The organism is Mangrovihabitans endophyticus (assembly GCF_014646155.1).
GTDB classification, from domain to species: domain Bacteria; phylum Actinomycetota; class Actinomycetes; order Mycobacteriales; family Micromonosporaceae; genus Actinoplanes; species Actinoplanes endophyticus.
Genome location: NZ_BMMX01000011.1, coordinates 62,449 through 88,371, shown reverse-complemented (window position 1 = coordinate 88,371; position 25,923 = coordinate 62,449). Strand labels below are relative to the sequence as shown.

The window sequence follows — 25,923 nt, the reverse complement described above, 5'->3', positions numbered from 1 at the left end:
TCGGACCAGGTGTACGTAACCTGGGATCATGTCTGCGCCCACGTCGCCCTATGGCAATTCGTCCGGTCGTGCCTCGGTGCCCGGATCCGGGGGCCGCGCCTCGGTGCCCCGCGCCGGGGGCCGCGCCGCCGCGCCTAGCCGCCCCTCCGGGCGGGCGGGCGTGGGAGACCGGTACCCCTCCGACGGCCGGCCGCCGCGCGCCTCCGGGTCCGGGTCGGTGCCGCCCCGTGGCGGCGGTCCCGGCGGCGGTGGCTACGGTGGCGGTCCCGGCCGCCCGTACCGGGGAAAGCCGAAGCCGCGGTGGGGCCGGATCGCCCTGGTGTCCGGCATCGCCGTGATCATCATCGGGATGATCGCCGCGATCTCGCTGTACGGATACGCCTCCAACCTGGACGACGATCTGAAGCGCACCGACGCGTTCTCCGAGATCACCGGTGGCCGGCCCGCCAAGGAGGTGGACGGCACGCTGAACGTCCTGCTGGTGGGCAGCGACTCGCGCGACCCGGACGCCGCCAAGGACGCGCAGAACGCCTGGCGCGCGGACACCCTGATCCTCATGCACATCCCGGCCGATCACCAGTCCGCCCAACTGGTCTCGATCCCGCGGGACCTGTGGGTGCCCATCCCGACGGCGAACGACGCGCCTTGCGACTCGGCGCGCCGCGCGAAGATCAACGCGGCCTTCGCGTTCGGTGGCCTGCCCCGCGCGGTGCACACCGTGGAGTGCGTGACCGACGTGCACATCGATCATGTGGCGGCGATCGACTTCGGCGGCTTCCGCGAGGTCGTCGACGCCCTCGGCGGCGTGGACCTGAAGGTCGAGCAGACCATCACGTCGATTCACAAGCCGCACCGCGTCTTCCACAAGGGCACCATGCACATGAACGGCGCGCAGGCACTGGACTGGATCCGGCAGCGCAAGCAGTTCCCGCGCGGCGACTTCGCCCGCATGCAGCACCAGCAGGACTTCCTCAAGGCCGTGATGGACAAGGCTGCGAGCACCGGCACGCTGTCCAACCCCGGCAAGCTCAACGACTTCCTCAAGTCGGTGACCGCCGCGGTCACCGTCGACCAGGACTTCTCGCTGACCGACATGGCGGTCCAGTTCCGCAACCTGCGTTCGTCGAACCTGACGTTCCTCACCAGCCCGAACGTCGGCAGTCAGAACATCGACGGGCAGAGCGTGGTGGTCTCCGACCGGGAGAAGGCGCTCGCGCTCTATCAGGCGATGGCGGCGGACAAGATGAGCGAGTGGATCGCGGCGAACGACGCCGCGTCGTCCGGCCAGTCCGGCGGATGACCGGCACGGGCCTTTACGCTGGAGGGCGTGTTCGGATCCGAAGTTCCCCACGTGTCCGCCGGTGAGGTCGAGGTCGGCGCCTATCTGCTCGACGTGCGCGAGCCGGACGAGTGGGAGGCCGGCCATGCGCCCGGCGCCCACCACGTGCCGATGATGGAGGTGCCGGCCCGGATGGCGGAGGTGCCGGCCGACTCGGAGGTGGTCGTCGTGTGCCGCTCCGGCGGGCGTTCCGGCCAGGTCACGTCCTACCTGCGCGGCAACGGGTGGGACAACGTGCGCAACCTGAGCGGTGGGATGCAGGCCTGGGCGGCGGCCGGCCGGGACATGGTCAGCGAGAACGGGCAACCGGCCCGGGTGCTGTGAACCCGAATCCGCTGGTCTTCGCCCATCGTGGCGGTGCCGACGCCCTGCCGGAGCACACGCTCGCGGCCTACCTGCGAGCGATCGCGGACGGTGCGGACGGGCTGGAGTGCGACGTACGCCTGACCCGTGACGGGCATCTGGTGTGCGTGCACGACCGGCGGCTGGACCGCACCAGCAACGGCCGTGGCCTGGTCAGCGCCAAGACGCTGGCGGAGCTGGACGAGCTGGACTTCGGCTCGTGGCATCCGGGTGCGTCCGAGCCGCCGCCGGACGAGCCGCCCGACCCCGACCTCACCCGGCTGCTCACCCTGGACCGGTTGTTGGAGTCGCTGCGCGAGATCGGGCGTCCGGTGCGGCTGCTGATCGAGACCAAGCACCCGTCGCGCTACGGCGCCGAGGTGGAGCGCCGCCTGGTGGACCTGCTGCGCCGTCACGGGCTCACCGATCCGGCCCCGGAGGTCGGCGTCGCGGTGACCGTGATGTCGTTCTCGGCGCTGGCCCTGCGCCGCATCCGGGCCCTGGCGCCCGCCCTGCCGACGGTCTACCTGTTGGAGATTCCGCCGCCCGGGGTGGGCCGCGGCAAGCTGCCGTTCGGTGCCCGCATCGGCGGCCCGAGCATCGGCCTGAGCCGGGCGCGACCGGGGCTGATCCGCAGTTTGCGGGGCGCGGGTCATCAGATCTACGTGTGGACCGTCAACGACGGGCGTGACCTGGATCTGGTGCTGGAGTTGGGGGTGGACGGGGTGATCACGGACCGGCCGCGCTACGTCATGGATCGCATTACTAAAATGTGATGTCTGTCACGGACTCGTTAACCACACCCAAGATCCATGCCGGCCGGTCTGCCGAAAATCTCCGAATCGAGGCAGACTCGCAGACATGCCGGAGCATCCCGACTACACCGCGCTGACTCAGGGTCAGATCGCGATCCTCGACCGGCTGAACGCCGGCGAGTCGGGCCTGCCGGTGCTGGGACAGATCGTCCGGCTGGCGCAGGAAGCGCTCGGCGGCCGTGGTGCTGGCTTCGCCGAATACAGCCCCGGCCAGGGCCGCGTGATCGCCGCGTCCGGCGCCTGCGCACCGGCGCTGGGCCGGCGGGTGGAACGCGCGGACGCGCGACTGCACGCCGAGCGCACCCTGCTGATCCCGCTTGACTCCCTCAACGACGAGTACGCCAGCCACCTCGATGGCGGCGGCGCGATGCACCGCATCCTCGGTGCCCGCTGCGACTGGTCCGGCGCCATCGTCGGCTCGCTGCACGTCTACTTCGCGCCCGAGGACGGCGAGCCGTCGGCCACGCACCACTCGGTGCTGGAACTGCTCGCGGCCTACGTCGGGCGCCTCTACGGCATCCGGGACGGCCTCCCGGTGCACGGCGACGCGCGCGAGCAGGCGCGGCGGCAGGAGAACCGCGACCTCTGGGTGGCGGTCACCAGCCACGAGCTACGCACCCCGGTCACCGTGATCAAGGGATACGCGGACACGCTCACCAACCACTGGGACTCGCTCGGCGAGGGCGGTCGCCAGGAAGCGGTGCGCATCATCGGCGCCCGCGCCGCGGAACTGGCTCGCCTGGTCGACCGGTTGCTCTCGGCGACAAGCGACGACGGCGAGGTGGGCGGCACGCCGTCCGGCCCGTTCGATCTCGTCGAGGCGCTCCGCGCGGCAGTCGACGAGCTGCCCGCGGACCTGCGCCGCCGGATGATGCTCGACGGGCTGCCGGGCGAGCTGCCCAAGGCGTACGGGAATCGCGATTCGCTGGCCACCATCCTGACCGAGCTGGCCACCAACGCCGCGAAATACTCCCCGGCCGACACCGACGTGGAGGTGCACGCCGAGGCGGACGAGCACACCGTGACGTTCCGGGTCTGCGATCGGGGCATCGGCGTGCGGCCGGAACACGTGGAGCGCGTCTTCGAGCGTTACTGGCAGGCGGAGGCGGGCGACCGTCGACTGCACCCGGGCGCCGGGCTGGGGCTTTACCTGGTGCGGAGGATCGTGGAACGGCAGAACGGCTGGGTGTCGTTGCGCCCGCGAGAAGGCGGCGGCACGGTCGCCGTGGTGCGCCTGCCGCGCGGCTGAAGCCGGTGCCATGCCAGTAGGCTGATGCGCCATGAGCAAGCGCCGGAAGAGCCCGCGTACGTCCGCCACCGCGCCGAAGCGCGAGAAGATCCGCGACATCTACGTCGCACGGCCCTTCGAGGGCCTGGCGGACGAGGCACAGTGGATCGCGTTGCGCGAGCTGGTGCCCGCGGCCTCCGCGCCGCTGCGCGTCAAGCCGGAGGTGGCCGCCGAGCACGGCGACCGCGAGATCGTGCTCTCCACGGTGCTGCCGATGGCGTTGCCCGCGATGGTCCGCCAGGACGGCACGGCGTTCGTCGGCCTCCAGCGGCATGTGCAGTCCGGCGACGTCTCCCGAGACCTCGCCGCGGCGATCCTGGCGGCGCTGGGCACCGAGCCCGGCGACACGGTGGCGGTGCCCGCCCTGGCCGGTCCCGGACCACGGTTGCAGGACGTGCTCGACGACGGCCCGCTGGACGTCACGGTGCACGAGGACTTCGGGTACTGGCTGGACGCCGAGCAGGCTGGCGACCCGAACGTGAGCGCATCGCTGGAACGGGCGAACGCCTCGATCTATCCGACCGTGCGCATGTCGGCCGCCCACGCGGCGTACTGGTGCCGGGTGCCGGAGAAGTCACACGTGCGCTGGGTGCTCGCCGAGCCGGAGGACACCGCCCTCGCCGCGCTGGCCCGGCTGTCCGCCGCCGGCGATCTGCGACTCGGCGACGACACCCGGTTCGCCGGCATGTTCCGGGCACACGGCCTGCTGGTGCCGGTGTGGGACGTGCCCCGGGCACCGGAGGCGTCGGACTGGGAGGCTCCGCTGGCCGATTTCGCCAAACGGTACGCGGACACGCTGGCCGACACCACGCCGCTGGACAGTGCGGCGCGGCGCGCCAAGCAGGGGCTCATCGGCCGGCAGCTCACGCTGCGCTGACGCCGCCGAGCCCCGCACGAGGCGTCGGCCGGTCACTCACGCTCCGGCGGACACCCGTTCGATGGGGCACGACATGCAGCGCGGGCCGCCCCGCCCGGAGCCGAGTTCCGAGCCGCCTATCGCGATCACCTCGATGCCGGCCCGCTCCAACTGGGCGTTGGTCTCCACGTTGCGTTCGTAGGCCACGCACAGCCGGGGCGCCAGGGCGAGGGTGTTGTTGCCGTCGTCCCACTGCTCCCGCTCGGCGGTCACCGGATCGAGTCCGGTGTCGATGATGCGGAGCCGTTCGATGCCCATCGCGTCCGCCGCGGCGGCCAGGAACGGGGTGGGCCCGGCGACCTGGGGACGCCGGTCCGGGCCGGCCGTGACGGTGAAGGCCTGCAGCGAGTCGGCCACGTTCGGGTACATCACCACCGCGTCCACGTCGACCATGGTGCACACGGTGTCCAGGTGCATGGTGGCGCGTTCCTGAGCGATCGGCACCGCCAGCACGGTGTGCGCCAGGTCGTCGGCGAAGACCCGGCGGGCCAGGCGTTCGGCGCCGGCCGGGGTGGTGCGCTCACCGACGCCGATGGCCAACACGCCGGGCGCGAGCAACAAGACGTCGCCACCCTCCACGTTCTCCAGGGCGGGGGAGTAGATCAACTCGGTGCCGGCGAAGCGTGGGTGATGCCGGTAGATCGCTCGGGTGAGCGCGGTCTCCCGGCTGCGGGCGGGCATGGCGAGGCTGGTCACCGCCACCCGATCCCGGATCCACACCGAGGAGTCGCGGGTGAAGAGCAGATTCGGCAGTGGATCGATGACGAAGTCGTGCGTGTCCATCATCCGGTACACCAGGCCGCCCGGATCCGGCTTCACCTCCTCGTGCGCCAGACCGGCCATCAGCACCGTGGCCAGGTGTTGTGGATCCTGATCCTCAAGGTAGGACCGCACGCTGGTGCGCAGGGCGTCACCCAGGCGGGGACTGTTGACCGCGTCGTCGATGAGGTCCGCGCGGGCCGAGGCGACGGCGAGCGTCTCGGTCAGCAAATCGCCGAGATAGAGCACCTCGACGCCGCGTTCCCGCAGGGCGGCGGCGAAGCCGTCATGCTCCTCCTGCGCACGGCCCACCCACGGGATGCCGTCGAAGAGCAGGGAGTCGTTGTTGCGGGGGGTCAACCGGGCAAGCTCCGGTCCGGGACGATGCAGCATCACCGTGGTGAGCCGGCTGACTTCGCTGTCGACGTAATGCGCCACGCGGCGAGCGTACTGTGACTTTTCGCAGAGATCACCTGCACGGCGTGCAGTCTCGGTAAGGTCAGGCTAACTTGGTGCGGACGAGACCTGTGAGAGTCGGGGGGCACAACAGCACATGCGCCATCCGCAAGAAGAGGAAGTGGATGAATACGGCATTCATCCCCCTTCACTCCGTCTTCATGCGCCGGTTGGTGTTGCCTCTGTAGGGGGTCCAACACTTAACGTAGTGGTAAGAAAGCCACAGACCTTTTGCCGGAGGTCATAAGCTCATGACTGTCTTCCCCGCTCGCTCGTCCGAGTCTGCCCCCTCCCAAGCACTGGAACCTGTCGACCGTCGACTGCCTGCACGACCCGCGGAGCTGGAGCCGAGCCGTTCCAACCCGATGGGCTGGGCCCGCCGTCGACGCGCCGAGCGTGACGCACGCCGCCTGGAGGCGGCCGGCGCACGCGCGCTGACCCGACTCGACCGGCTCGGCCCCGCCTGGCACATCGTCGACTGGCCACGCACCGATGACATGGCCCACCACGAGCCCGATCTCACCGACGATCGAGCCGGCTTCCTGGCCATCGGCCCCGGCGGCGTCTACGCCGTGACGGTCGCCGACCATGGCCGCTCCCGGGTGCTGATCGCCGGTGACGTCGTGCAGATCAACGGCAAGCGCCCCGCGTACGTGACGGAGGCCCGCCGCGACGCCAAGCGTGCCGCGCGCGCGATGTCCACAGCGGTCGGGCTGACCGTCCCGGTCACCCCGGTGCTCGCCTTCGTCGGCTCCGGCGTGATCAGCGTGCACGGCCTGCCGAAGGAATGCCTCGTGGCGACGCACCGGGAACTCGATCGCCTGCTGATCGCCGGTGGCGCCCGCATCTCCCCGGCCACGGCCAGGAAGCTGTCCGCGGTGGCCGAGCACCCCGCGACCTGGATGAACGCGCCCTACCGTCCGGGTAGTGACTACCGGTGGTACGGCAACGGACAAACGGCCGCTGACAAGCGCGCGACCCGCCGGTAACGTTCCTTCGGTGACCGTTTGCCGTCCGACTGTACGCGTCCGGCCCGGCGAGGTTGAACCCCTCGCTCGGGCCGCGCGTATTCCTGAACGGCACGGACGACGAGGGAGGTGCTAGTGGCACACGTCGAGCTCTCGCTCTCGGGAGCATTCGTGCCGCAGGCGCGCACGCCGGCTGAGGTGGAGTTCGTCCCCGCCCTGCGGCGCTGGATGGAGAGCGTGACCGAAGCCCAGGAAGCTTGCCTGATCATCGACGCCGGCATGAGGATCATCGCGGTGTCGCCATCCGGCAGCGAACTGCTCGGGCTGGGCCGACCGGAGGACGTCCTCGGGCAGCCTTTGATCGGCGGTGTCCTCCGTCTGATCGATTTCACCAAGGGCGGCAGCGAGCTGGACATCCCCGAAGTGGAAAAGATCCCGCCGTTACTCGCCATCCGCAGCGAGCGCCTGGCACGCGGTCTGATGCGCGTGCAGACCGACGGCTCCGGCGCCCCGGTCACGGTGGACGCCATCGCCACCCCGCTCATCGATGCCGGTCGAGTGAGGGCCTCGTTGACGTTCCTGTCCGCGGTGCGGTGACGACCGGGGCTGCGACTTTAGCATTCCGTGGTGTGGTGATTACCGCAGCGGCGGGGGATTGGGCCATAGTCGATCAAGAACGTACGCTGCGGTCATGCTCGATCTCGACCTGCTGACCCAGGAGTATGCCGTGTGCCGGCTCCCCGCCGGAACGGCGCTTCCTCCCTCGCTCGGCGCGGCCGTCGACGATGCGAGCGTGGTGTCGGTGACCTGGGCGCCCGACGAGACGTCGATCATCTGCCCCGCCGACCAGGTGCCGGAGGGCGCGACCGCCGAAACCCCATGGCGCTGCCTCCGCGTGATCGGGCCGCTGGACCTCGCCATGACCGGGGTGCTGGCGTCACTGGTGGGACCGCTCGCGGACGCCCGGGTCAACATCGTGACGTTCTCCACCTTCGACACCGACTATCTGTTGGTGCCCAGCGTGCGCCTGACCGAGGCGATGGACACGTTGACCGCCGCCGGGCATCGCATCGCGCGCTGACTCCATCGACTCACATCACCCCGGCCGGGGCCTAGGATGAGCGCGTGTCTCCCGCTTGGCCGCGCCCGATGCGCGCCCCCATGATCGTCGGCGCGGTGACCCTCGCCGCGTTCCTCGCGGCGTGCGGCACGCCACCCGCCCCGGACCCCACCGCGCCGCCCGAGGCGTCGGGCAGCGCGAACATCCCCTCCGGTGCCGTGCCGCCACCGTCGTGGCCCGTGGTGCCCACGGCACCCGGCATTCCGGTCGGGCCGCCGAGCTATCCGGGCGGCGCGGTGACGTACCCGACGCCGCCTACCGCGACCACGCAGCCGCAGGCCACCGTGCCCACCACGTCGGCGACGCCCACCCCCAAGCCCGCCGGCACCTGCACCGCCGGGCCCAGCAAACAACGGGTGCTGTCCGCCCTGAAGGGTCAGCCAGGCATCCCGTCGGATGCGCAGCTCGACGTGGTCAACGGGCCGTTCTGCGCGGGTTCATGGCAGTTCACCGAGGTCGGACTCGTCGGCCAGGACATCGATCCGCTGCAAGTGGTGACGACCGGCAAGCCCGCCACGCCCACCGTGGTGGCCGCCGGAGGCGACGTCTGCGTGGACCAGGTGGAGAAGCAGGCACCGCCGGGCATCCGGGTCCTCGCCTGCGGCTTCTGACGCAGCACCGCCCACCTCCGACCCGACCTCTAAGCTTGGGCCCATGCCGGGAACCCCGCCGACGCGATTCGTCTATCTCGGGCCCGAGGGCACCTTCGCCGAACAGGCTCTGCGCACCCTTCCCGCGGCCGAGCGGGGGATACGCACACCCGCACGCAGCGTCCCGGAGGCCATGGACTCCGTCCGGGACGGCGACGCCGACGCCGCGCTGGTTCCGCTGGAGAACTCGGTCGGCGGGGCGGTCACGGTGACCCTGGACGAGCTGGCGACCGGCAGTCCGCTGGTCATCACCCGCGAGGTGGTGCTGCCGGTCGAGTTCCAGCTCGCCGCGCCGCGGCTCCTGCCGCTGACGGAGATCCGGTCGGTGGCCGCGCATCCGCAGGCCTCCACGCAGTGCCGCGGATGGCTGGCGGCCAACCTGCCGGACGCCGCGGTGGTCGACGTCCTGTCCAACGCGGCGGCGGCGATCAGCACCGCTGAGGGCGTGCATGACGCGGCCGTCTGCGCGCCGATCGGTGTGCCGCGTAACGGGCTGGTCGTGCTGGCCGACAAGATCGCCGACCGGACCGACGCGGTGACCCGGTTCGCGCTTGTGACACGCCCCGCGCCGCCCGCGCCGCCGACCGGAGACGATCTCACCTCGTTGGCCGTGTCGATCCGCCACGACCAGGTCGGCGCCCTGCTGGCGGTGCTCACCGAACTGGCCGTCCGCGGCATCAACCTCACCCGGATCGAGTCCCGCCCGACCGGCGAGCGGCTCGGCACGTACGTCTTCTTCCTGGACTGCTCGGGCCACGTGGCCGAGCCGCGGATGGGGGAGGCGTTGCAGGGACTGCGGCGCATCTGCGCCGAGGTTCGGTTCCTGGGCAGTTTCGCCAAGCATCGGTGGTCGCCGGCCGCGCACGCCGAAGGCATCCCGGGGCAGGACGGCCTGTCGGATGCCGACTTCGCCGACTCGGCGGCGTGGCTGACGCGGATCCGCGACGGCCGGGTCACCTGAGCGGCCGGGCTCACCCCTGGCGGAACGAGCCCGGCCGTCGTCGTGGTTCCCAGCGCCGAGCGGTTCCCCCGGCGCCGAGCAGTTCTCAGTTGCCGAGCAGTTCTCAGTTGCCGAGCAGATTGCCCAGGATGCCGCCCTGCTGTTGCTGACCGTGCGCGGCGCCGTGCAGGCCACCCGGCGGCTCCTCGGACGGCTGCACTACCACGAAGCCCTGGCCCGCGAACGACATGGTGAAACGCTCGCCGGTCGTGCGGCCCAGCAGGGTGCCCATGCCGAGCTGGTCGGCGCGGTGATATCCGGTCTGCAGGCTCGCCGACCAGCAGATCGCGGCCTGCGGGTCCACATAGGTCGGCTGGTCGACGCTGAGCACCACCGGGGTGCCCTTGGTGGTCACGGCGATCCGGCCCTGACCGGAGAAGACGCAGTTGAACAGTCCGGCGTTGGACATCATGCCGACGCCCTGCACCATCTTGATGTCGTACTGCAGGGTCGACTCGAACGCCAACACGTTGGCGCCGTTGATGGACAGGGCGTCACCCGGCTCGATGTCGATGAGGTGGATGTCCGCGGCGGACTCGGCCAGGAACACGTCGCCGTGGCCGGTGACCCGCATCAACGGCACGCCCTCGCCGGTGAGCTTCTGCTTGAGGAACTTCCCGATGCCACCCGAACCGAGCGCCTCGAAGTTGACCTGGCCCTGGTAGGCGACCATGGAACCGACGCGGGCCATGAATTCCCCGTTGAGTTCCGCCTTGAGCAACTTGGAGTTCTGCAGACGAAGGCCGGGCTGGCCCTCCTTCTCCAGGTTGTCGGCCGAGAAGAGTTCGCTGCGCATGAACATGTCCTCCTGTGAGCGTGTACGCACAGGGTAGGCGGCGTCGCCAAGAATCTGCTGGAAGGCGGCGGATCGGTCAGCCCCAGCCCAACTCGTGCAGGCGCCGGTCGTCGATGCCGAAGTGGTGTGCGATCTCGTGCACCACCGTGATGGCGACCTCGTCGATGACGTCGGTCTCGGTCTCGCACACCTTCAAGGTGGGCAGCCGATAGATGGTGATCCGGTCGGGCAGCACGCCGGAGTAGTCCCATCCGCGATCGGTCAGCGCGTGCCCCTCGTAGAGGCCGAGCAGGTCATCGGCGCCGTCCGGGGGCAGGTCCTCGACGAGGATGACCACGTTGTTCATCACGTCGAGCAGCTCGGCGGGCACTTCGTCGAGCGCCTCACCGACCAGTTCCTCGAACCGCTCCTGGCTCATGTCGACGGGCACGAGCCCATTGTGCCCCGCCGCCGGGGACATGGCGGTCGCCGGAGTGTCCCGGTAGGCGGCGGGGCAGCGCCTTTCGTCTCGGTCAGGTGATCAGGACAGCTTGGCCGTGAGGCCGATCTGCGCGCCCGGCGCCAGCAGCTTGGAGATGGGGCAGTTCTCCTTGGCCCCCTCGGCGATCTTCTGGAACAGGCCGTCGTCGATGCCCGGAACCACGCCGACGGTGTCGAGGTCGATCCGCGTCACACCGAAACCGGTGTCGTTCTTGTCGAGGTGCACCTTCGCGGTGGTCTCGACCGAGGTCGGGGTGAAGCCGGCGTCGGCCAGACCCTTGGAGAAGGCCATCGAGTAGCAGCCGGCGTGCGCCGCGGCAATCAGCTCCTCCGGATTGGTCCCCTCACCCTCCTCGAAGCGAGACTTGAAGGAGTAGTTACCCTGGTAACCGCCCTTGCCGGTGGCGATCGTGCCGGAACCCTCGGTGAGGTTTCCTTCCCAGCGAGCGTTAGCAGTGCGAATAGGCATGACACCGACGCTAGTTCATCTCGGCTGGATCGGCCCCTAGAGATTGGGTGGACCCCTTGACATCGGGTGGCCCCGGGACATCGGGCCACGCATCATGGATGTCATGTCCGCCATCACGCCGTCCGACGGGAGCGGCCCGGTTCCGCCGCCCCGGCAACCGGCCGCCTCGCAGCGCGACGAAGGGGAGTCGGTGATCGACTTCGGCGCACCCCCGGGCGACGCGCCCCGGTCGGCGCGGCGCCGGTGGGACGCGTCGGGGACGCTACGTGGCCTGCTCGCCGACCGGCGTCTGGTCCCGGTCACCGCGGCACTGGCCGCGATCGCCCTGTTCGCGTCGTTGATCTCCGAGTGGCAGGTCACCGCCGTGGACACCACGGTCTTCGGCGCCACCGTGGCCGGCAACCAACCGGTGCCCACCGACCTGGGCGATTTCGGCGCCTGGGCCGCGGGATACCTGATCGGCGTCTTCGTTCTGGTCACCGCCACGGTGCTGGTGTTGTTCGGCCCGGCGCCCGGTCGCCGCTACGCCCGGCTGGTCGGCCTGAGCGCGGGCGGCGTGATGCTCGGCCTGCTCTTCGCGGTGGAGCCGACGCTCGACGAGACCAGCCGGGCCTTGGGCGCGCTGGTCACCCTGCAACTGGACGCCGACCAGATCGACCTCGCGCCGGGGCGGGGCATCTGGTGCGCGCTCGTCGGAGTCGCCGCCGCGATGGTGGCGCTGTGGCTGTCCGTACGTCACTTCCCGGCAGCCGGCACCGTGGAGCCTGCAGAAACCGACGCCTCGGCATGGGCGTGGCGCCGCACCGGTGACGCGGACGACGAGATGGATCCGGCGGACGAGCCGTTCGACCTGTCCGTGTCGTCGGCTTCTCCGTTCACCTCGCTGGCCGACGACCGGGATCGAGCGACCGACCGCGACGACGAGCGGGACCGACACGACAAGATCTAACTGGCCATACACCGGCCCGCTACCGAAAGACATAGGTGCAGCTAGCCGGGCCGGTGTAACGTTCACCTTCCGCCCTCCGCGGGGGACTGCCCCGACCCACGGAGGTTCTCGATGGCACGGCCCGGTCTCCCCAAGCTGATCGCTACCGACCTCGACGGCACCCTGGTGCGCAGTGACGACACGGTGTCCGCATTCACCCACGAGGTGCTGGACCGGGTGCGCGCCGCGGGTATCCGGATCGTCGGCGCCACCGGGCGGGGTCCGCGCCTCACCGAGCTGACCACGGCGGACATCGCGGCAGCGGACTTCCTGGTGATGGCGCACGGGGGCTGGGTCCTCGACCAGACCGACCGGAGGTTCCTCACCACCACGCGGATGCCCGGCCAGGTGCTGGCCGAGCGGCTGGCGGACCTGGAGGCCGAGGTGGGCCCGCTGACGGTGATGGTGGAAGCGCTGGAGCACTCCGGTGCGCCGCTGTGGGGTGTGATGACACCCGGCTGGCCGTACGAAGTGACCGTGGAGGAGCGGACCCGCACGCAATGCCTGACCGGTGACGTGATCAAGGCGTACGCGTGCACGCCCGGTCACCACGTGGACGAACTCCTGGCCATCGCCCGCCGGGTCATCCCCGCGCAGATGGCGTCGATCACTCAAGCGGGCCTGGACGTGATCGAGATCTGCCCGCCGGGGGTGGACAAGGCCACCGGCCTGTCCGTGGTGGCCGAGGCCGTCGGCGTCGACCCGGACGACGTGCTCGTCTTCGGCGACATGCCCAACGACCTGCCGATGTTCGCATGGGCGGGCTGGCAGACGGTGGCCGTCGCGAACGCGCACCCGGACGTGCTGGCGGCGGCGGACGACGTGACGGAGACCAACGACGAGGACGGGGTGGCTCGCTTCCTGGACCGGCTACTGTCAAGGTGATGCATGCCTCCGCCCCGGATCCACGCCGCGCGGCCCTGCCCTACCGGTTGGTCGCCACCGACATCGACGGGACGCTGATCCGCGCCGACGGGTCACTCAGCCGGCGCACTGCCGAGACCTTGGAACGGCTGCTGACCGCGGGCGTGCCCACCGTGCTCTGCACCGGCCGGCCGGTGCGCTGGCTGGGACAGCTCTACGACCAGATGGTGGAACCCCTGCCGGCCATCTGCGCGAACGGTGCCATCGTCTACGACCCGGACACCGACGAGATCCTGCGGGCCGCGCCGCTGTCCGCCGAGTTGCTCCTCGACGTCACCAAGCGGTTGCGGGAGGCGGTGCCGGACGTGGCGCTCGCCGTCGAGGTGAACGACGGCCGCCACTTCCTGCACGAGCCGACCTGGCCGATGCACTGGGACGGCGAGCATCACGCCGTCCGGGTGCTCAGCACGCCGGAGGAGCTGACCTCGGCCCCGGCGGCGAAATTGCTGGCGCGCTCGGCCGACAGCGAACCCGCCGAGTTCTACGAGCTGGTCAGCCGGGTGCTGGGGGACACCGCGGAGACCACGCACTCGTCGTCGTCGGCGCTGGTGGAGATCTCCGCGGCCGGCGTCACGAAGGCGGCCGGCCTGGCGTGGCTCTGTGAGCGCGAAGGGCTGGGACCGGCCGACGTGATCGGATTTGGCGACATGCCCAACGACGTGCCGCTGCTCTCCTGGGTGGGGCACGCCGTCGCGATGGGCAACGCCCACCCCGCCGTCCGTGCGGTCGCCGACGAGGTGGCGCCCACGAACGACGAGGACGGCGTGGCAGCGTCGCTGGAACGGATCTTCGAGCTCTGACGCGGCGAGACTAGAGGTATTGACCGGCGCGGCCTTCCCCGCTGCCCTGGTTGGGCATGCCGGGGATCATCCCGTTCGGACCCATCGGCAGCGCCGCCCGGCCGGTGCCGCCGCCGCGCATCTGTTCAAGCTGCAGCCGGGCCGCCATCTGCTGCGCGACAAGCGCCGCCTGGATCCCGTGGAACAGTCCCTCCAGCCAGCCCACGAGCTGGGCCTGGGCGACGCGCAGCTCGGCCTCGCTGGGCGGGGTCTCGCCCTCGAACGGCAATGACAGCCGCTCCAGTTCCTCGCGCAGCTCCGGTGCGAGGCCGTCTTCCAACTCGACGATCGAGCGCTGGTGGATCTCCCGCAGCCGGCTGCGGGACGCCTCGTCGAGCGGCGCCGCGCGGACCTCTTCGAGAAGTTGTTTGATCATGCTGCCGATGCGCATGACCTTGGCCGGTTGCTCGATCTGGTTGCCGGGCTCCTCGGGTTTCATGCTGCCGTCCGAATCAACCGTGCCCATCGGCCGGCCGTCGGGACCCACCACGATCACCGAGCCGTCGTCCTGCTTTTCTTCGGTACGGGTCTCATCGGTCATGCGCTCCATCATTGCTCACGGGCGCGGCCGCAGTTCGGCGACCGCGCACTTGACGCTGCCGCCGCCACGCTTGAGCTCCGACAGATCCACATGGATGGGCTGATAGCCCGCGGCGCGCACCTTTTCTCCCATGCCGGTCGCTTCGGCGTTGAGCACCACATGGCGTCCGTCGCTGACCAGGTTCAGGCCGAACGCCTCGGCATCGGCCTGATCGGCGATCACCGCGTCCGGGAACAACTGGGCGAGGACTCGCTGCGAGGCGGCCGAGAACGCGCCCGGGAAATAGGTGATGTGCCGGTCGTCCAGCGCCGCCAGGGCGGTGTCCAGGTGGTAGAAGCAGGAGTCCACGAGCTTGAGCGAGACCACCGGCCGGCCGAGGACCTCCTGCGCCTCCGCGTGGGCCGCCGGGTCGGTGCGGAAACCATGACCGGCGAGGATCAGACCACCGTACGCGCCGGGCAGGTACGCGAAGTCACCCTCGCCCTCGTTCACGTGGTTGCCTTCGGCGAACGTCCACCCTCCGGCGGCGTAGAAGCCTTGGTGTGCCAGGGCCTCCGGGGCTCGCTGCGGGTGCCGGAAACGGGCGCCGTAGACGGTCCCGTCGACGGAGAAGGCCCCGTTCGCCGCGTAGACCATGTCGGGTAGCCCGGCTTGGGCGGACAGCACATGCACCCGGTGGCCCAGGCCGGCCAGGGTGTCGTGGAGGAAATGCCACTGCCGGAGCGCGAGTCCGGCGTCGACCGCAGTGCCGGTGTCCATCCACGGGTTGATGACGTATTCGATGGCGAAGTGCTCCGGGGGACACATGAGATATGTCCGCTTTCGCGGCATGCGCTCCGTCTGGCTCATGAGGTAAAGGGTAGGTACTCTCGGTACGTTCGAAATAGCTCGAAACCTTGCTCGTTGGAGGCGAATCGTTGCAGACGGACGCCGTGGACCAGCGAATCATTGCGCTTCTCGTGGCGGATGCCCGAGCGTCGTACGCGGAGATCGGTGCGAAGGTGTCGCTGTCCGCTCCCGCGGTCAAGAGGCGGGTCGACCGGCTCCGATCGGGTGGCGTGATCAAGGGATTCACCACGATCGTGGAACCGGCGGCGGTGGGGTGGACCACCGAGGCGTTCGTGGAGCTGTTCTGCACCGGCCGCACGACGCCGACGCAGATCACGGTGGCAACCCGCAGGCATCCGGAGGTGGTCGGCGCCTACACCGTGTCCGGGGAGGCGGACGCCCTGGTGCACCTGCGCGCCGCGAACATCGGCCACCTGGAGCAGGCGCTGGAACGATTGCGCGCGGAGCCGTTCGTGACCTCCACGCGCAGCATGGTGGTGCTCTCCCGGCTGGTGGAGATGCCGACACCGATCCTGCCGCAGCCCGGCGACGGCCCGGCGGCCCGCGGTCCGGCCTAGAGATACATGCCGGGGCGGTGATCGTCCGGCCCGGCCGGAGGCTTGTCGCCCTCGCCGAAGAACCGCCGCCCGCCGAACTCCCCGTGCAACCGGTCATCCAACTCGTCGGCCAGACCGGTCATCACCTGGACGGCAAGCATCAGATGGGTGGGCTGGAAGTTGCGGCCGAACACCGGGACGGACGCCCACACGGTGTCCTGCGCGCAGTAGAGGCGACCGATCGGCATGCGATTGGTCAGCTCGGAGAGCCGCACATAGAGCTGCTCGGTCGGCTCGACCTCGGTGAGGATCGGCGAGAACACGTCCACCAGCGGCGGGTTGTCCCGGACCCGGACGAACACCATCGCCGATCCGGCACGGATGCCGATGTCCCCGTCCGCGTCCTGTTGTAGCTGGTCGACAGTGGTCTTCGACATGGTCGCGACCACCGTGCGCACCCGGTCGTCCAGCGGCAGCGCCTCGTCCGCCCCGCCGCCCAGGCCATCGTCCAGATCGTCGAGGCGGGCGGCGTCGAGGTCGGGCTCGTGCCGGGCGGTGCCGAGCGGCACGGTGTCCAGCGGCTCGTCGTCGGCATCGTGGACCAGATAGACGAGGAACGCCGGATGGGGTGCGCCATAGACGTCGCGCAGCGTGCGGGAGACCGTGGTGGCCAGCCGGCGTGCCTGGTCGGTGCTGGTGCGCAGGCCGAACGACTCACCCGAATCGGCCAGCACGCCGGGCGGCGACCAGCCGAGGGCCACCATGTCGGCGACCGCGGAACGGTCCATCCGGAACCCCTCGGGCAACTCCGCGTTGCCGACCGCCAAGGCCTCCACCACACCGTCGTCCAGCACGCGCATGCTGACCGAGTAGATGGCGGTGCCGGTGCCCGACGCGGTCGGGTCCAGGGTGACGTCGACGTGCGAACCGGGCTCCAGCGCCGGGATCAGATCGGCCATCGCACCGGCGAACTCACGCCAGGCTTCGGTCACCTTGGCACGCAGGTCGGCCGTGCTGGACTCGTCCATCAGAATGCCCTCGGGCTGGTCCTCCGCAGTCATGATCGCCTCCCCCTTTGCCGTCACCCTATCGAGCGTCTGTCACGGCGTCGGCGGATCCTGGCGCGTCAATGTCGATCCGGCCCGGGACGGCCAGGAAGCGGCGAGCGCGCCGAGCACCGCTGCCGCCTCCGCCGGGTCCGCGCCACGGCCCACGGCCAGCCCGAGCAGATAGGCGGTGACCGGCGCCCCCGGCCGCACCACTTGGTGCGCGACATCACGGGCGAGGTCCAGCACCATCGGCGTACGCACCTCGTCGGCGGGCAGCCCGAGAGCGGCCGTGGCGGCCTCGACCCACCGGTCCAGCTCGTTCACCGGGCCCACTCCTGCGCGGCTCGCAAGTCGTCGTCGGTGTCGCAGTCGAACCAGGGCGGCGGCCCGGACCGGCGCCAGGACACCTCGGCCACGCGCAGCAGATCCATCAGCTCCCGAACCGCGGCGCCGTGCAGATCTCCGCGGGCGGCGCGTAACTGCTCGACGGCGTCGCGCAGCGCCCGGGTGCGCCAGACGCCGCACAGCATCTGCCGACGCCCGTCCGCGTCTCGGTAGACCGCGCCCTGCATGGGCGCCGACTCGACGGTCAGGCGCAGCACGTCGACGGCTTCGCCGGTGAGCAACGGAAGATCGGCGGCGAGCAACGCGGTGAGCGCGACCTGCTCGGGAACCATGGCCAGGCCCGCAGCCGCGGCGGCCACCGGACCGCCACCGGGTGGCTGCTCACGGGTGGAATGCACGTGGACCGGGAGGTCGGGGGGCACCCGGCCGACCACGATGCGGGGATCGGCGTCGTCCACCGCGGCGAGCACGCGGGTCAGCATCGACTGCCCGCCAACGGGCAGGGTCGGTTTGTCGGCGCCGCCCATTCGGCGCGCCTCTCCACCAGCCAGCACGACCGCCGCGAATCCCCCCACGTACGTACCGTATCCCGCCGAGGCCGTGTCTGTGATCGGGCGACGGCCGACGGCGGCGCGAACAATCCCGGTCCCGAGCGGGTTGCGGCGGCCCGGCATACGCTCGTGACGTGGCGAGGACGATGAACCGCAGACCGGTGGTGCGGATCGATCTGGAGACCGGCGAGGCCCCGCGCCGGCGTCCCGACCATGTGGCGGCGGAGGAGCCGTTGGAGATCCGGATCGCTCGCAAGCCGCTCGCGGTCACCATGCGCACCCCCGGACGGGACCTCGATCTGGCCATGGGTTTCCTGCTCACCGAGGGCATCGTCGGCGGCGCCGCCGACGTGGTCACCGCTCAGCTCTGCGCCGGCGACCAGACGCCGAACACCTACAACGTCGTGGACGTGACGCTCGCCCCGGACGTGCCGGCGCCGGCGGTGGACCCGACCCGCGCCTTCACCACCACCAGTTCCTGCGGCGTGTGCGGAAAGGCGAGCATCGACGCGGTGCGCACCCGGTCCCGTTTCGACGTCTCCGGCGACCCGCTGACCCTGCCCGCCGCGATGTTGGCGGACCTGCCGCCGAAACTACGCGCCGCGCAGCGCACCTTCGACCACACCGGTGGCCTGCACGCCGCCGGGCTGTTCTCGCGCGACGGCGAGCTTCTGGTGCTGCGCGAGGACGTGGGCCGGCACAACGCGGTGGACAAGGTGATCGGGTGGGCGTTGCGGGAGAACCGGCTGCCGCTCACCGGGCATGTGCTGCTCGTCTCCGGACGGGCCGGGTTTGAACTCACCCAGAAGGCGTGGATGGCCGGCATCCCCATGCTCGCGGCGGTGTCGGCGCCGAGCACCCTGGCCGTCGAACTGGCCGAGGAGGCGGGACTCACTCTCGTCGGCTTCCTGCGCGGACAGTCGATGAATGTCTATGCCGAAGCACGGCGCGTCACCGTCTGAACGCCCCCCGGAAATCCCCGGATCCATCGGCGTTCATCCATGCCGCTCAGGCTGCTGGCATGGCTATTTCGAGACGCTCCCTGCTGCTCGGCGGTGCCGCGGCCGGCACGGCCGGTGCCATGACCATCTGGCCGCTGGCCGCCTCGGCCACCCCTCGACGCGGCCCGCTGCGCACCGATCCCTTCACCCTCGGCGTGGCCTCCGGCGATCCCGAGCCGGACGGCTTCGTCATCTGGACCCGGCTGGCGCCCCGCCCGCTCGCCGAGGACGGCCTTGGCGGCATGCCCACCCGTGACGTCCCGGTGCACTGGGAGATCGCGCACGACGAACGGTTCCGCCGGATCGTCCGGCGGGGCACCGCCGTGGCGCGCGCCGCGGCGGCGCACACCGTCCACGTCGAGGTGCACGCGCTGCTGCCGGGCCGCGACTACTTCTATCGCTTCCGCGCGGAAAGCCACGTCTCCCCGGCCGGCCGCACCCGCACCGCCCCGGCGCCGTGGGTGTCCGGTGGAACGCTGGCCATGTCGTTCGTGTCCTGCTCGCAGTACGAGCACGGGTATTTCACCGCGTACCGCCGGCTGGCCGAGGACGAGCCGGACCTGGTCCTGCACCTCGGCGACTACCAGTACGAGTATCGGGCCGGCGTCTACACCATCCCGGGCGGCAACCCACGCGACCACGCAGGCCCGGAGACCGTCACGCTGGCCAACTATCGTCAGCGCCACGCGCAGTACAAGACCGACCCGGATCTGCAGGCGGCGCACGCGGTCGCGCCCTGGGCCGTGGTCTTCGACGACCACGAGGTGGAGAACAACTGGGCCGACGAGGTGCCCGAGCAGCCGGACCCGAACTTCCTGGCCCGACGCGCGGCCGCGTTCCAGGCGTACTACGAGAACATGCCGCTGCGCCGCTCGTCCGTGCCGCGCGGCATCGACATGCAGCTGTACCGCAGGTTGCGCTGGGGCAGGCTGGCCACCTTCCACATGCTGGACACCCGACAGTTCCGCGACGACCAGGCCTGCGGAGACGGGTACAAGGACTGTCCCGCCGCGCTCGACCCGGCCCGCTCGATCACCGGCGCCGAGCAGGAGTCCTGGCTGCTGGACGGCTTCCGCAGCTCCACCGCCCACTGGGACATCCTGGGCCAGCAGGTCTTCTTCGGGCAGCGGGACAGCGACTCCGGCCCGGCCCTGGTGACCAGCATGGACGCCTGGGACGGCTATGCCGCGTCGCGGGAGCGGATCACGCGTGGCTGGGTCGACGCGAGGGTGCGCAACCCGGTGGTGCTCACCGGCGACGTGCACGCCCACTGGGCCGACGAGCTGAAACTCGATTACGCCGACCCGACCTCGCGCACCGTCGGCACCGAGCTGGTCTGCTCGTCGATCACCTCCACCGGCGACGGCTCGGACGCGGTCCCGGCGACACATCCCTGGGCCGCGTGGAACCCGCACCTGCGCTTCTGGAACAACCAGCGCGGATATGTCCGCACCCGGATCACCCGGGAGACGATGACCGCCGATTTCCGTGTCCTGCCCTACGTCACCCGTCCGGGCGCCCCGGCGCATACCCGAGCGACGTTCGTCATCGAGGACCGGGTGCCGGGCCTGCATCAGATCGCGGACACGCCCACCCCGGGCGCCGCCTCGCTCGCCGGCCGGCCGGGAGCCGCGGATCGCGGCGCGGCGACGATGCGTCAGGAGACGCTCCGGCCGTGACGTCATCGCGACCGGCCCCGGCCGCGCCGGCCGGCGCGGCCGGGGGTGGGGTCGGCACGAGATCGGCCTCGCCCGTCCGGGCCGGGATCGGCCCCGGACGGGCGTGCCAGGCCGGGATGGTCCACCACGCTCGGCGGCACGCCCAACGCCAGAATCTCCCCGAGCATGCGGGCCACCCGGTGCCGGGGCTCCTGCGCGAGGGCGCGGTCCACCGCCGCCACCGCCAGCGCGCCGGAGCCGGCCAGCCAGGCGCCGAACCCGACCAGGCAGGCCGGCACCGCGACATGATCCGGAGCGACCCGGCGCACCACGTCGCTCCACAGCTCGATCCGCCACTCCGGGCCGGGCATGCGATCCCAGGCGTAGTCCCGCACCGGGTCCGCGGCGACCAGCAGTGCGAGCCAGGCCACCTCGTCGTCACTCAACCGGCGACCGGCGCGGTGATGCCGCTCGGCGTCGCGCACCGCCGAGCGGCCCGCCCGGCGAACCGTCCGCTCGGCGTCGGCGCCCGCGCGCCCCAGCAAACCGGCCATCCGCTCGTGGGCCCGAGCGGTGGCCGCTGCCATGCGCTCCAGCTCCGGCCCGGTCACCGGCGCGACCTGCGCCAGCAACGCCGCGCGGTTGGGCAGCGCGACCTGCCCGGCGTAGGTGGCCGCCGCCGCGAGCGGGGAGTTGTCGGGTAGGCACAGGTTGCCCTCCGGCGGGCAGCAGAGCGGGTCGGTGCAGTAGTAGGACCACCAGCGACCCTCGGTGACCCGGAGCTGGTCGAGCACCGCCACGCCGACCTGCTCCAGCGCGGATGCCGACCGCACCAACGCCGGCGTGACCGCGGTGGCCGCGCCGTATCCGATCAGCATCACGGCGCCGACGTCCTGCCGGGCCACCACGTCGGCGAGATGCGCGGCGGCCGCGGCGCCGTGCTCCGGCGGCGGCAGATCATGGCGCGCGGTGAAGGTGACGCGCTTGCCGCGCAGGGCGACCACGACGACGCTGTCCGCCGGATGGAAGCCGATCAGGAACGGCACGGCGGCCACGAGGTCGGCGGGGGAGCTGGCCTTGATGGTGAATTCGGGCGTCATGCGGTGCAGCGTGGCGCGCCGCCGCGGGGGCGGGCGCGCCGAACTGCGCGGCTTGTGGACGACACGCCCTCATCCACAGGGGTGTGCGGTGGATCCGCAGGTCAGCACCGCACGGGAGGTCTCATCTCAGGAGCGGAACGGGAGCTCGTGAAGCTTCAGACCGTCGCGGTGCCACTCGCCGTTGCGGTCCAGATCGAGGGTCAGCTCGACGGCGGAGACCACGTCGTACCCGGCGGCGTGCAGGCTGCGGATGGCCTCCACGTTGCGGGACGACGGCGAGATGGTCAGCGACTGCATGTCCCTGCGCTTGGCCTCCCCGGCGACGTGTTCCAGCAACGTGCGCCCGACGCCCTTGTGCCGGTGCGAGGCGGTGACCACCAACGGCTCGACCTCGCCGCCGCGTCCACGCACGATCAGACCGACCAGGCCGATCACTCCATCGTCGGCATGCTCGGCGACCCACAGACCACCCAGGTCCAGCCGCGCGAGGAACTCCTCGAACTCCGCCCCGTCGCCGCGCTCGGCCTCGCCGTACATGCGGTGCTGCGCCCGGGTCAGCTCGGCGTACAGCCGCCGCCCGGCGCTGTGGTCGGTCGGCCGGTAGGCGCGCACCTGCAGAGGGCTCATGGCGACATTTTGACTCCGTTTGACGGCCGCCGTAACCGGAAGCGGAAGATAGGGCGGTGGATCTGGCGTACCTCCGCGAGCACCCGCAGCATCTCCCGACATTTCTCACGCACCAGCGGATCCGGGAGACTCCGGTCCCGGGCGGGGTCTGTCGCGCCGCCCGGCTGACGCTGGACGACGGCACGTCCCTGTTCGCGAAGTCCTGGCCCTCCGGGTCGGCGCCGGACGGCTTCTTCGCGGCCGAGGCGGCCGGGTTGCGCTGGCTGGCCGAGGCCGGCGCCCCGGTGCCCGAACTGCTGTCCGTGACGCACGACCTGCTCGCGGTCGCCTGGATCGAACCGGGAGATCCGAGCCCGGCGGCGGCCCGACGGCTCGGCCGCGAGCTGGCCGCCCTGCATCGCCGCGGGGCGTCCGCGTTCGGCGCGGACTGGCCCGGCTTCATCGGTCCGCTCCCGCTGGACAACACGCCGTCGCCGGAGCCCTGGTCGGCCTGGTTCGCGGCCCGCCGGCTCGCGCCCTACCTGCGGACGTCCGCCGACCGCGGCGCCCTCGACCCGGACGACGTGCGGGCGGTCGAGCGCATCATCGCGACGATCGACCGGTACGCCGCAGAGGAACCGCCCGCGCGCACGCACGGAGACCTCTGGCCGGGCAACGTGCTGTGGGCGAACTCGGGACGGGCGTGGCTGATCGACCCGGCCGCGCACGGCGGTCACCGGGAGACCGACCTGGCGAACCTCGCCCTCTTCGGGGGAGCGCCGCATCTGGATCAGGTGCTCTCGGCGTACCGCGAAGTCTGGCCTCTCGCGGACGGCTGGCGGGAGCGGATCCCCCTGCATCAGTTGCATCTGCTGCTGGTGCACACGGCGGCGTTCGGCGCGAGTTATCGCGCGTCGGTGCGTGCCGCGGCGGACGCGGTGCTGCGGTGATCGGCTCCACCGAGCGGCGACAGCGACGCGAAGCGGCTAAGTTCGAGCGGTGAGCATGGTGCAGCAACGAGCCGACCGCGGCGCTCTCGTGGACCGATTCGGCCGCGTGGCGACCGACCTGCGTGTCTCGCTGACCGACAAATGCAATCTGCGCTGCACCTACTGCATGCCCGAGGAGGGGCTGGACTGGATGCCCCGGGCCCAGCAACTCACCGACGACGAGGTGAAGCGGCTGGTCCGGGTGGCGGTCTCGCACCTCGGCGTGACGGAGGTCCGGTTCACCGGCGGCGAACCGCTGGTGCGGCGCGGCCTGGTCGACATCGTGGCGGCGACCGCCGGGCTGCCGCAACGGCCGCGGGTGTCGCTCACCACCAACGGCATCGGGCTGCAACGGATGGCGGTGCCGCTGCGCGAGGCGGGGCTGCACCGGGTCAACGTGTCCCTGGACACCCTGAATCCGCAGCGGTTCCAGGACCTGACCCGCCGCGACAGGCATGCCGACGTGCTCTCCGGGATGCGCGCCGCGGCGGACGCCGGGCTGACCCCGGTGAAGATCAACGCGGTGCTGATGCGCGGGGTCAACGACGACGAGGCGCCGGCGCTGCTGCGGTTCGCCCTGGACCACGGATATGAGCTGCGCTTCATCGAGCAGATGCCGCTGGACGCCCAGCACGGATGGGACCGGCACGCGATGGTGACCGCGGAGGAGATCCTGACCTCGCTGGCCGCCTTCGACCTGCGCCCGGATCCGGTTTCACGTGGAACAGCGCCGGCCGAGACCTGGCTGGTCCCGGGCCACCGCGGTGCCGACGGGTCACCGGCACGGGTCGGCGTGATCGGCAGCGTGACCAGGCCGTTCTGTGGTGACTGCGACCGCACCCGGCTGACCGCCGACGGACAGGTGCGCAACTGCTTGTTCGCCACCGAGGAGTCCGACCTGCGCGGGCTGATCCGCCGGGGCTGCTCGGACTCCGCGGTGGCGGACGCCTGGCGGGTGGCCACCCTCGGCAAGCGCGCCGGCCACGGCATCGACGACCCTGCGTTCCTGCAGCCCGCACGGCCGATGTCGGCGATCGGGGGCTGAGCGTGAGCGCATTGACCGTCCGCTACTTCGCGGGCGCACGGGCCGCGGCCGGTGGCGTCTGGACCGAGGCCGCGTCGGCGACCTCGCTGGCCGAGCTGTCGCGGGTGCTGGCCGATCGGCACGGCAGCCGTCTCGGTACGGTGCTGGACGCGGCCAGCTTCCTGGTCGACGGGCTGGCCTGCCATGACCGGCACGCCGCGCTGCCGGACGGATCGACGGTGGACGTGCTGCCACCGTTCGCGGGGGGCTGAATGGTTCTCGCCGTCGTGGTGACGGCTTTCGCCGTCATCGGCCTGATCCATCTGTACTTCTGGAAGCGGCTGGTCCGGGACACGCTTCGCCCCGGACCGGCACGCCGGATCGGCACCGGAATCGCCGTGCTGTTGGCCGTGCTGGTCCCGGCCACCCTGATCGGCACTCGCACCGGCCACGCCACCTGGCTGGCCTGGCCCGGATATCTCTGGCTGGGCTGTGCGTTCTACCTGCTCCTGACCCTGGCGGTGCTGGAGGTCCCGCGCCTGGTGATCCGGCTTGCGGGGCGCCGCTCGGCGGATACGCCGGCGATGACCACCGCCGGCATGCCCGCCTCCGGTGACGCGCCGACCGGACCCGCCGGCCCCATCGGCTCGCCCGCTGCGGACACGTCATCCGGCGCGGCGACGCCGCCCGGCATCGATCGGCGGCTCGTGCTCGCCCGCGGGGCGGCCGTCTTCGCCGGGCTGACCGCCGCCGGCGTCACCGGGTACGGCGTACGGACCGCGCTCAGCCGTCCGCGCATCGATCGCGTGCAGATCCCGATCGCGAAGCTTCCCCGCGCGATGGACGGCACCCGCCTGGCGGTGGTCTCCGACATCCATCTCGGCCCGCTGACCGGCACCCGGCACGCGGGCCGGATCGTCGAGGTGATCAACTCGGTGGGGGCAGACATCGTCTGCGTGGTCGGCGACCTCGTCGACGGCAGCGTCGCCGAGCTGGGACGGTTCGCCGAACCGCTGGCCGGCATCGAGTCGCGGCGCGGCGCATACTTCGTCACCGGCAACCACGAGTACTACTCCGGATACCAGGAGTGGGTGACGGAGGTGGCGAGCCTCGGCGTACGGCCGCTGCGCAACGAACGCATCGAACTCGACGGCCTGGACCTGGCCGGGGTCAACGACCTCGGCGGCGCGCAAGTCGGCGACCCGCCGGACTTCCGGCGCGCCCTCGGCGACCGGGACACCACCCGGCCGGTCATCCTGATGGCCCACCAGCCGCTGGCCGCGGAGCAGGCCGCGCCCTATGGGGTGGACCTGCAGGTCTCCGGGCACACGCACGGCGGCCAGACGATGCCGTTCAACCTGCTGGTCGGGCTGCAGCAGCCGGTGGTGTCCGGCCTGGGCGAGGTGGACGGCACGCCGGTCTACGTCACCGACGGCGCGGGCTTCTGGGGTCCACCCGTACGGGTGGGTGTGCCCCCACAGGTGACCGTCGTCGACCTGCGAACCCGGTAACCAATCACGATCGA

Annotated in this window: 31 protein-coding genes; 20 read left to right on the top strand and 11 right to left on the bottom strand. The window is 71.2% G+C overall.

Annotated elements, in window-relative coordinates:
- Window positions 1-28 precede the first annotated feature (28 nt).
- From IEY73_RS14860 to IEY73_RS14840, 5 genes are all read left to right on the top strand, one after another.
- Window positions 29-1,300: an LCP family protein gene (locus IEY73_RS14860; protein ID WP_189079792.1), complete on the top strand. Its 1,272-nt coding sequence runs from the start codon at window positions 29-31 to the stop codon at window positions 1,298-1,300.
- Between the two features lie 27 nt (window positions 1,301-1,327).
- A complete protein-coding gene (locus IEY73_RS14855) occupies window positions 1,328-1,663 on the top strand; it encodes a rhodanese-like domain-containing protein (protein WP_189079791.1) in 336 nt (111 codons plus the stop codon).
- A complete protein-coding gene (locus tag IEY73_RS14850; RefSeq protein ID WP_189079790.1) occupies window positions 1,660-2,457 on the top strand; it encodes a glycerophosphodiester phosphodiesterase in 798 nt (265 codons plus the stop codon). The genes IEY73_RS14855 and IEY73_RS14850 overlap by 4 nt, the downstream gene beginning before the upstream one ends.
- A gap of 85 nt (window positions 2,458-2,542) precedes the next feature.
- Window positions 2,543-3,745, top strand: a complete 1,203-nt coding sequence (locus IEY73_RS14845) for a sensor histidine kinase (RefSeq protein WP_189079789.1) — start codon at window positions 2,543-2,545, stop codon at window positions 3,743-3,745.
- A gap of 31 nt (window positions 3,746-3,776) precedes the next feature.
- Entirely contained in the window at window positions 3,777-4,661 is an 885-nt protein-coding gene (locus tag IEY73_RS14840) for a DUF5926 family protein (RefSeq protein WP_189079788.1), read from the top strand.
- A gap of 36 nt (window positions 4,662-4,697) precedes the next feature.
- On the opposite strand, the gene IEY73_RS14835 is transcribed toward IEY73_RS14840, so the two are convergent.
- Entirely contained in the window at window positions 4,698-5,897 is a 1,200-nt protein-coding gene (locus tag IEY73_RS14835) for an arginine deiminase (protein ID WP_189079787.1), read from the bottom strand.
- 269 nt (window positions 5,898-6,166) lie between these two features.
- Between IEY73_RS14835 and IEY73_RS14830 the strand changes: the two genes are divergently transcribed.
- The 5 genes from IEY73_RS14830 (at window position 6,167) to pheA (ending at window position 9,614) form a co-directional block, all read left to right on the top strand.
- On the top strand, window positions 6,167-6,904 hold the full coding sequence (locus tag IEY73_RS14830) for a hypothetical protein (RefSeq protein ID WP_189079786.1): 738 nt from the start codon (window positions 6,167-6,169) through the stop codon (window positions 6,902-6,904).
- Between the two features lie 114 nt (window positions 6,905-7,018).
- Entirely contained in the window at window positions 7,019-7,480 is a 462-nt protein-coding gene (locus IEY73_RS14825; RefSeq protein WP_189079785.1) for a PAS domain-containing protein, read from the top strand.
- 94 nt (window positions 7,481-7,574) lie between these two features.
- Complete coding sequence (locus IEY73_RS14820) at window positions 7,575-7,964, top strand: ACT domain-containing protein (RefSeq protein WP_189079784.1); 390 nt, start codon at window positions 7,575-7,577, stop codon at window positions 7,962-7,964.
- 44 nt (window positions 7,965-8,008) lie between these two features.
- Entirely contained in the window at window positions 8,009-8,614 is a 606-nt protein-coding gene (locus IEY73_RS14815; protein ID WP_189079783.1) for a hypothetical protein, read from the top strand.
- A gap of 43 nt (window positions 8,615-8,657) precedes the next feature.
- Entirely contained in the window at window positions 8,658-9,614 is a 957-nt protein-coding gene (pheA, locus tag IEY73_RS14810; protein WP_189079782.1) for a prephenate dehydratase, read from the top strand.
- Between the two features lie 103 nt (window positions 9,615-9,717).
- Here the strand turns inward: pheA and IEY73_RS14805 are convergent, their stop codons facing one another.
- The 3 genes from IEY73_RS14805 to IEY73_RS14795 form a co-directional block, all read right to left on the bottom strand.
- Window positions 9,718-10,449: an AIM24 family protein gene (locus IEY73_RS14805; RefSeq protein ID WP_189079781.1), complete on the bottom strand. Its 732-nt coding sequence runs from the start codon at window positions 10,447-10,449 to the stop codon at window positions 9,718-9,720.
- Window positions 10,450-10,525: 76 nt separating this feature from the next.
- On the bottom strand, window positions 10,526-10,867 hold the full coding sequence (locus tag IEY73_RS14800) for a metallopeptidase family protein (protein WP_189079863.1): 342 nt from the start codon (window positions 10,865-10,867) through the stop codon (window positions 10,526-10,528).
- Between the two features lie 102 nt (window positions 10,868-10,969).
- A complete protein-coding gene (locus IEY73_RS14795) occupies window positions 10,970-11,398 on the bottom strand; it encodes an OsmC family protein (protein ID WP_189079780.1) in 429 nt (142 codons plus the stop codon).
- Between the two features lie 103 nt (window positions 11,399-11,501).
- Here IEY73_RS14795 and IEY73_RS14790 point away from each other — a divergent pair, with 103 nt between their 5' ends.
- The 3 genes from IEY73_RS14790 to IEY73_RS14780 all read left to right on the top strand — a co-directional run bounded on the left by IEY73_RS14790 (window position 11,502) and on the right by IEY73_RS14780 (window position 14,110).
- Window positions 11,502-12,347, top strand: a complete 846-nt coding sequence (locus IEY73_RS14790; protein WP_189079779.1) for a hypothetical protein — start codon at window positions 11,502-11,504, stop codon at window positions 12,345-12,347.
- 111 nt (window positions 12,348-12,458) lie between these two features.
- Window positions 12,459-13,271 carry an HAD family hydrolase gene (locus tag IEY73_RS14785; RefSeq protein ID WP_189079778.1) on the top strand — a complete coding sequence of 271 codons (813 nt, stop codon included), beginning with the start codon at window positions 12,459-12,461 and terminating at the stop codon, window positions 13,269-13,271.
- Window positions 13,271-14,110: an HAD family hydrolase gene (locus tag IEY73_RS14780; RefSeq protein ID WP_189079777.1), complete on the top strand. Its 840-nt coding sequence runs from the start codon at window positions 13,271-13,273 to the stop codon at window positions 14,108-14,110. The genes IEY73_RS14785 and IEY73_RS14780 overlap by 1 nt, the downstream gene beginning before the upstream one ends.
- A 10-nt stretch (window positions 14,111-14,120) precedes the next feature.
- Here IEY73_RS14780 and IEY73_RS14775 read toward each other — a convergent pair whose 3' ends face one another.
- Both IEY73_RS14775 and ddaH read right to left on the bottom strand, forming a co-directional pair.
- On the bottom strand, window positions 14,121-14,690 hold the full coding sequence (locus tag IEY73_RS14775) for a bacterial proteasome activator family protein (RefSeq protein WP_189079862.1): 570 nt from the start codon (window positions 14,688-14,690) through the stop codon (window positions 14,121-14,123).
- Window positions 14,691-14,705: 15 nt separating this feature from the next.
- Window positions 14,706-15,539 carry a dimethylargininase gene (gene ddaH, locus IEY73_RS14770; RefSeq protein ID WP_189079776.1) on the bottom strand — a complete coding sequence of 278 codons (834 nt, stop codon included), beginning with the start codon at window positions 15,537-15,539 and terminating at the stop codon, window positions 14,706-14,708.
- Window positions 15,540-15,607: 68 nt separating this feature from the next.
- Here ddaH and IEY73_RS14765 point away from each other — a divergent pair, with 68 nt between their 5' ends.
- Window positions 15,608-16,096, top strand: a complete 489-nt coding sequence (locus IEY73_RS14765) for an Lrp/AsnC family transcriptional regulator (RefSeq protein WP_189079775.1) — start codon at window positions 15,608-15,610, stop codon at window positions 16,094-16,096.
- Here IEY73_RS14765 and IEY73_RS14760 read toward each other — a convergent pair.
- Genes IEY73_RS14760 through mobA form a run of 3 tightly spaced genes read right to left on the bottom strand, consistent with a single transcriptional unit; the run spans window position 16,093 to window position 18,044 of the window.
- Window positions 16,093-17,136, bottom strand: coding sequence for a T3SS (YopN, CesT) and YbjN peptide-binding chaperone 1 (locus IEY73_RS14760; protein WP_189079774.1), 1,044 nt, complete (start codon window positions 17,134-17,136; stop codon window positions 16,093-16,095). The genes IEY73_RS14765 and IEY73_RS14760 overlap by 4 nt on opposite strands.
- A gap of 39 nt (window positions 17,137-17,175) precedes the next feature.
- Window positions 17,176-17,448: a DUF6457 domain-containing protein gene (locus IEY73_RS14755; protein ID WP_189079773.1), complete on the bottom strand. Its 273-nt coding sequence runs from the start codon at window positions 17,446-17,448 to the stop codon at window positions 17,176-17,178.
- Window positions 17,445-18,044 (bottom strand): molybdenum cofactor guanylyltransferase, encoded by a 600-nt coding sequence (gene mobA / locus IEY73_RS14750; protein WP_229715840.1) that lies wholly within the window; start codon window positions 18,042-18,044, stop codon window positions 17,445-17,447. Before mobA ends, IEY73_RS14755 begins: the two co-directional genes overlap by 4 nt.
- Window positions 18,045-18,166: 122 nt before the next feature.
- Between mobA and fdhD the strand changes: the two genes are divergently transcribed.
- Together fdhD and IEY73_RS14740 are read left to right on the top strand one after the other, a co-directional pair.
- Window positions 18,167-18,982: a formate dehydrogenase accessory sulfurtransferase FdhD gene (gene fdhD, locus IEY73_RS14745; protein ID WP_373292796.1), complete on the top strand. Its 816-nt coding sequence runs from the start codon at window positions 18,167-18,169 to the stop codon at window positions 18,980-18,982.
- Window positions 18,983-19,041: 59 nt separating this feature from the next.
- The gene (locus IEY73_RS14740; RefSeq protein ID WP_189079770.1) at window positions 19,042-20,700 is read left to right on the top strand and encodes an alkaline phosphatase D family protein; all 1,659 of its coding nucleotides are present in this window, start codon (window positions 19,042-19,044) and stop codon (window positions 20,698-20,700) included.
- Between the two features lie 2 nt (window positions 20,701-20,702).
- On the opposite strand, the gene IEY73_RS14735 is transcribed toward IEY73_RS14740, so the two are convergent.
- Together IEY73_RS14735 and IEY73_RS14730 are read right to left on the bottom strand one after the other, a co-directional pair.
- Complete coding sequence (locus tag IEY73_RS14735) at window positions 20,703-21,779, bottom strand: DUF4192 domain-containing protein (protein ID WP_189079769.1); 1,077 nt, start codon at window positions 21,777-21,779, stop codon at window positions 20,703-20,705.
- Between the two features lie 126 nt (window positions 21,780-21,905).
- Window positions 21,906-22,406: a GNAT family N-acetyltransferase gene (locus IEY73_RS14730; RefSeq protein WP_189079768.1), complete on the bottom strand. Its 501-nt coding sequence runs from the start codon at window positions 22,404-22,406 to the stop codon at window positions 21,906-21,908.
- Window positions 22,407-22,462: 56 nt separating this feature from the next.
- On the opposite strand from IEY73_RS14730, the gene IEY73_RS14725 reads away from it, so the two are divergent.
- Genes IEY73_RS14725 through IEY73_RS14710 form a run of 4 tightly spaced genes read left to right on the top strand, consistent with a single transcriptional unit; the run spans window position 22,463 to window position 25,909 of the window.
- A complete protein-coding gene (locus IEY73_RS14725; protein ID WP_189079767.1) occupies window positions 22,463-23,335 on the top strand; it encodes a fructosamine kinase family protein in 873 nt (290 codons plus the stop codon).
- Window positions 23,336-23,390: 55 nt separating this feature from the next.
- Window positions 23,391-24,419, top strand: coding sequence for a GTP 3',8-cyclase MoaA (moaA, locus tag IEY73_RS14720; RefSeq protein WP_189079861.1), 1,029 nt, complete (start codon window positions 23,391-23,393; stop codon window positions 24,417-24,419).
- A gap of 2 nt (window positions 24,420-24,421) precedes the next feature.
- Window positions 24,422-24,670: a MoaD/ThiS family protein gene (locus IEY73_RS14715; protein ID WP_189079766.1), complete on the top strand. Its 249-nt coding sequence runs from the start codon at window positions 24,422-24,424 to the stop codon at window positions 24,668-24,670.
- Window positions 24,671-25,909, top strand: a complete 1,239-nt coding sequence (locus IEY73_RS14710; RefSeq protein ID WP_189079765.1) for a metallophosphoesterase — start codon at window positions 24,671-24,673, stop codon at window positions 25,907-25,909.
- Window positions 25,910-25,923 lie beyond the last annotated feature (14 nt).

Coding starts and splice junctions, on each gene's coding strand:
- IEY73_RS14860 (WP_189079792.1), top strand. CDS start 29: ATGTCTGCGCCCACGTCGCCCTATGGCAATTCGTCCGGTCGTGCCTCG.
- IEY73_RS14845 (WP_189079789.1), top strand. CDS start 2,543: ATGCCGGAGCATCCCGACTACACCGCGCTGACTCAGGGTCAGATCGCG.
- IEY73_RS14840 (WP_189079788.1), top strand. CDS start 3,777: ATGAGCAAGCGCCGGAAGAGCCCGCGTACGTCCGCCACCGCGCCGAAG.
- IEY73_RS14830 (WP_189079786.1), top strand. CDS start 6,167: ATGACTGTCTTCCCCGCTCGCTCGTCCGAGTCTGCCCCCTCCCAAGCA.
- IEY73_RS14820 (WP_189079784.1), top strand. CDS start 7,575: ATGCTCGATCTCGACCTGCTGACCCAGGAGTATGCCGTGTGCCGGCTC.
- pheA (WP_189079782.1), top strand. CDS start 8,658: ATGCCGGGAACCCCGCCGACGCGATTCGTCTATCTCGGGCCCGAGGGC.
- IEY73_RS14805 (WP_189079781.1), bottom strand. CDS start 10,449: ATGCGCAGCGAACTCTTCTCGGCCGACAACCTGGAGAAGGAGGGCCAG.
- IEY73_RS14800 (WP_189079863.1), bottom strand. CDS start 10,867: ATGAGCCAGGAGCGGTTCGAGGAACTGGTCGGTGAGGCGCTCGACGAA.
- IEY73_RS14795 (WP_189079780.1), bottom strand. CDS start 11,398: ATGCCTATTCGCACTGCTAACGCTCGCTGGGAAGGAAACCTCACCGAG.
- IEY73_RS14790 (WP_189079779.1), top strand. CDS start 11,502: ATGTCCGCCATCACGCCGTCCGACGGGAGCGGCCCGGTTCCGCCGCCC.
- IEY73_RS14785 (WP_189079778.1), top strand. CDS start 12,459: ATGGCACGGCCCGGTCTCCCCAAGCTGATCGCTACCGACCTCGACGGC.
- IEY73_RS14780 (WP_189079777.1), top strand. CDS start 13,271: ATGCATGCCTCCGCCCCGGATCCACGCCGCGCGGCCCTGCCCTACCGG.
- IEY73_RS14775 (WP_189079862.1), bottom strand. CDS start 14,690: ATGACCGATGAGACCCGTACCGAAGAAAAGCAGGACGACGGCTCGGTG.
- ddaH (WP_189079776.1), bottom strand. CDS start 15,539: ATGAGCCAGACGGAGCGCATGCCGCGAAAGCGGACATATCTCATGTGT.
- IEY73_RS14760 (WP_189079774.1), bottom strand. CDS start 17,136: ATGACTGCGGAGGACCAGCCCGAGGGCATTCTGATGGACGAGTCCAGC.
- fdhD (WP_373292796.1), top strand. CDS start 18,167: ATGAACCGCAGACCGGTGGTGCGGATCGATCTGGAGACCGGCGAGGCC.
- IEY73_RS14740 (WP_189079770.1), top strand. CDS start 19,042: ATGGCTATTTCGAGACGCTCCCTGCTGCTCGGCGGTGCCGCGGCCGGC.
- IEY73_RS14735 (WP_189079769.1), bottom strand. CDS start 21,779: ATGACGCCCGAATTCACCATCAAGGCCAGCTCCCCCGCCGACCTCGTG.
- IEY73_RS14730 (WP_189079768.1), bottom strand. CDS start 22,406: ATGAGCCCTCTGCAGGTGCGCGCCTACCGGCCGACCGACCACAGCGCC.
- moaA (WP_189079861.1), top strand. CDS start 23,391: ATGGTGCAGCAACGAGCCGACCGCGGCGCTCTCGTGGACCGATTCGGC.
- IEY73_RS14710 (WP_189079765.1), top strand. CDS start 24,671: ATGGTTCTCGCCGTCGTGGTGACGGCTTTCGCCGTCATCGGCCTGATC.